Origin of the sequence: Ilumatobacter sp. (assembly GCF_049588435.1) — a bacterium.
Taxonomy (GTDB): domain Bacteria; phylum Actinomycetota; class Acidimicrobiia; order Acidimicrobiales; family Ilumatobacteraceae; genus Ilumatobacter_A.
Map to the genome: position 1 here is coordinate 1 of NZ_JBAVYV010000057.1, position 3,763 is coordinate 3,763.

5 protein-coding genes are annotated in these 3,763 nt (G+C 66.6%); 4 read left to right on the top strand and 1 reads right to left on the bottom strand.

The window, feature by feature from the left end:
* From WBV89_RS01970 to trxA, 3 genes are all read left to right on the top strand, one after another.
* Positions 1–833: electron transfer flavoprotein subunit alpha/FixB family protein (locus WBV89_RS01970; protein ID WP_423979662.1), on the top strand; the 833-nt coding region annotated here is incomplete at its 5' end.
* A gap of 97 nt (positions 834–930) precedes the next feature.
* On the top strand, positions 931–1,581 hold the full coding sequence (locus WBV89_RS01975; protein ID WP_423979663.1) for a nitroreductase family protein: 651 nt from the start codon (positions 931–933) through the stop codon (positions 1,579–1,581).
* A 56-nt stretch (positions 1,582–1,637) separates the two neighbouring features.
* The gene (gene trxA, locus WBV89_RS01980) at positions 1,638–2,018 is read left to right on the top strand and encodes a thioredoxin (protein WP_423979664.1); all 381 of its coding nucleotides are present in this window, start codon (positions 1,638–1,640) and stop codon (positions 2,016–2,018) included.
* Between the two features lie 17 nt (positions 2,019–2,035).
* Here trxA and WBV89_RS01985 read toward each other — a convergent pair whose 3' ends face one another.
* Positions 2,036–3,307 (bottom strand): cytochrome P450, encoded by a 1,272-nt coding sequence (locus WBV89_RS01985; RefSeq protein ID WP_423979665.1) that lies wholly within the window; start codon positions 3,305–3,307, stop codon positions 2,036–2,038.
* Positions 3,308–3,518: 211 nt separating this feature from the next.
* On the opposite strand from WBV89_RS01985, the gene WBV89_RS01990 reads away from it, so the two are divergent.
* Positions 3,519–3,763 (top strand): PaaI family thioesterase (locus WBV89_RS01990; protein ID WP_423979666.1); only part of this gene is annotated, 245 nt, incomplete at its 3' end.

Consider the following 3,763-nt stretch of genomic DNA (forward strand, 5'->3'; position numbering starts at 1 on the left):
CCGGCACCGACGGACTCGCGGACCGGTGCGCGTCGCACGGCGCAACCGTTGCGCATCTCGTCGACGACGCGAGGCTCACCGACTACGGTCCGGACGCGTACGGAGCCGTTGTCGCTGCCGTCGCCACGATGTTGTCGCCGGACGCGATCGTCGCGACGGGGTCCGATCGTGGCAACGAGATCCTGGCCCATGCCGCCGCCGAACTGGACCTTCCGTTCGTGGCGAACTGCCTCGACGTGACCACGATCGGCGATGGCTGGGAGATCACCCGCGTCCAGTGGGGCGGCTCGCTGAACGAGCGCGCTCGCCTCGAGTCGTCGCTGCCGATCCTGTCGGTGGCGCCGCACGCAGTCGCACCGGAAGCACCGACGGACGGCGCGACCACGACCGTGAATCGGGTCGAGGTGGAACTACCCGATTCGGCGCTGACCACGGTCATCCAGGATCGGATCGTGCTGTCGGAAGGCGTCACGCTCGCAACCGCTCCGGTGGTCGTCGGCGGTGGGCGCGGTGTCGGGTCGGCCGAGGGTTTCGAGGTGCTCGAAGCACTCGCAGCCAAACTCGGTGGTGTGGTCGGATGCAGTCGAGCGGTGACCAACAACGGCTGGCGCCCGCACTCCGACCAGGTCGGCCAGACCGGCACCCGCATCGCCCCGCAGCTGTACATCGCGTGCGGAATCAGCGGTGCGATCCAACACTGGGTCGGGGCGAAGGCGGCGAAGAAGATCCTCGCGATCAACACCGACCCCGCCGCGAACATGGTCGTCAAGGCGGACTACGCCGTCATCGGCGATCTCTTCGAGGTACTTCCCGCCATCACCGAGAATCTCTGATCGAACCGTTCGACAAAGCCGTCCGAGAGATCGGCTGGGCTCGCAACGAAAGACGGCGGGCTTCATTCCTCGACCCGCGAGCGGTCACGATGGCCCGATGGAATTCGACCTCGAACAGACCGACGCCTTGCTCTCGACCACGCGGGCGGTGCGCAAGCGCCTCGATCTCGAGCGTGACGTGCCCGACGACGTGCTGCTCGAGTGTCTGCAGCTCGCCGTTCAGGCGCCGACCGGGTCGAACCAGCAGGGCTGGCGATGGATGGTCGTGCGTGACGCGACGAAGAAGCAGGCGCTCGCCGACCTCTACATCGAAGCGGGCGGGGAGTACCTCGCGTCGGCTGCCGCGCAGGCCGACCAGGCGAGCCAGCAGGGCCGCGTGATCGATTCCGCGAACTACCTGGCCCAGAAGCTCGGCGAGGTCCCGGTGCTCGTGATCCCGCTCATCATCGGGCGACTCCCCGACAATTCGGCGAACGCAGCTGCGGGCCTCATGGGTTCGATCATGCCGGCCATGTGGAGCTTCCAACTCGCACTCCGGAGCCGCGGGCTGGGCAGCTGCCTCACCACGCTGCATCTGGCCAAGGAGCAGGAGGCGGCGGAACTGCTCGGCATCCCCGACCACATGACCCAGGCAGGCCTCCTCCCGGTGGCATACACGAAGGGCACCGACTTCCAGCCGGCGAAGCGTGACGACGTCGCTCAGATCACCTATCTCGACACGTACAAGAACCCGATTCGCCCGACCTGATCGCTCGGCTGATCTCGTCGCGGAATAGTGGCGCGACGAGATCGGTTCGACCGGGTATGGCAACCACAGATCTGACATCCGACGCATTCGAGGAGACCGTCCTCGGCGACGGGATCGTCCTCGTCGACTTCTGGGCCAGCTGGTGCGGCCCGTGCCGGTCGTTCGCCCCGGTCTTCGAGGCGGCCTCGGAGCAGCACCCCGACATCACGTTCGCAAAGATCGACACCGAAGCCGAGCAGCAGATCGCCGGCGCGCTCGAGATCCGATCGATCCCCACGCTGATGGTCTTCCGCGACGGCGTGCAGCTGTTCTCCCAGGCCGGGGCACTTCCGACGCATGCGCTGGAAGACCTGATCGGTCAGGTGAAGGCACTCGACATGGAACAGGTACACGCCGAGATCGCGGCCGAACACGCGGACGCGGTCGCCGGAGCCTGATCGGGCGCGGGCGCGTCCTACTGGTAGGTGACGTCGAGCTCGCAGTATTCGAGGCCGCGGAGGATGAAGCTGCTCCCGTAGCGGAGCTCGTCGGGGTCGACGACCGAGATCGTGTCGAGGCGTGAGGCCAGCACCTTGAGCGCGGTGACCGCCTCCAAACGGGCGAGCGCGGCGCCGAGACAGAAGTGGATGCCGTGACCGAACGCGATGTGGCTGTTCAGCCGCTCACGGTCGGGGTTGAACTCCTCGGGCTCGTCGAACACGCGGTCGTCGTGATCAGCGGAGCCGTAACTGATCCACACGGTCGATCCCTTCGGAATCGGCGTCCCAGCGACCTCCGTGTCGGCCATGACGATGCGGAACAGACCCTGGTTCGGGCTGGCCCACCGCAACCCCTCCTCGACGACCTTCGCCGCGCGGGACGGATCGGCCTTGAGCTTCTCCCACTCGTCGGGATGCTGCGCGAGTTGCACGATCAGATCGGAGAGCAGACTCGCGGTCGTCTCGCTTCCGGCCACCTGGATCTGGCGGATGATCGAGAGCATCTCGGGGATGTCGAGCGGTCCGCCCTCGAGGTCGTCGCCGGGGGCGAGCTCCGCGTTGAGGAGGTCGGTCAGGAAGTCGTCGTGCGGTTCGTTGCGGCGCAGTTCGAGTTCGCTGACGAAGTAGTGCTGCTGATCGAGGATGTCGCGTTCTGCGGCGACCCGCTCGTCGTCGCTGATCGCGCGACCGATTGCTGCCACCGACGAGTCGGCCCATCGCTTGAAGTCGTCGCGACGCGTGTCGGGGATCTCGAGGATGGTGGCGACGGCGGCGACCGGCAGCGGTACGGCGAACTTCGTGAGGAAGTCGACTCGGGGCTCCCGTTCGAACTCGGTGACCAGGTCCTCGCAGATCTGTCGCAGTGCCGGTTCCAGCAGGGCGACGCGTCGCGGGGTGAACGCCATCGACACGAGACGTCGATACCGGGTGTGCGACGGCGGGTCCTCGGTGAGCAGCGTCGACACGGACGGCCACCCGTCGGCCATCACTTCCTTGAGTCGCACCGTCAGCTCGGGTGACGGTTTGGCGGATGCGCCACCGAACTTCGACGAGAACGTCGTCGGGTCGTGCAGGATCCGCTTGACGTCCTCGTGACGGGTCACAGCGTAGACGGTTTCTCCGAGTCGTCCGAGTGCCGCGCCGTCCAATTCGAGCACCGGCGCGCCGTCGCGCATGTTGCGGTAGTGGTCGTAGGGGCATTGTGCGACCGCATCATCTGCAGCGTCGAAGGTGACGGTGGTACTCATCGGTCGGTTCCCACGGTGAGGTTCGAGATGGTGGCGGCGGGAGTCGGGCGACGGACGTCGGCACGTCGTGAGCGGAACATACCCACCATGATGGAACGCAGCGGCACGTCGACCATGATCGGAGGACCAGATCATGACGATCGGCGGCGGCCGGTGACCATGACCGCTCAGGTCATCGCTTGCGCGGATCGTTTCGCGCGATCATGACTCGATGAGTCGTGACGTCGATGAGGCCACCGAGTTCCTACACGAAAGCATGAGCCTCAGCCGCACCCTCGGAATGCGGTCGATCGAGGCTGCCGCGGGGAGCGTGGTGATCGATCTCGATTGGTCGCCCGATCTGCTCACGGCCGGAGGCTTGCTGCACGGCGGGGCGGTGATGGCGCTCGCCGATTCCGCGGGTGGGCTGTCGGCGTTCCTCAACCTGCCGACCGGAGCTGCCGGCACGTCCACGAT

Bases quoted from the DNA above. Each gene is read 5' to 3' on its own strand.
- WBV89_RS01975 (WP_423979663.1), top strand. From the start codon at position 931: ATGGAATTCGACCTCGAACAGACCGACGCCTTGCTCTCGACCACGCGG.
- trxA (WP_423979664.1), top strand. From the start codon at position 1,638: ATGGCAACCACAGATCTGACATCCGACGCATTCGAGGAGACCGTCCTC.
- WBV89_RS01985 (WP_423979665.1), bottom strand. From the start codon at position 3,307: ATGAGTACCACCGTCACCTTCGACGCTGCAGATGATGCGGTCGCACAA.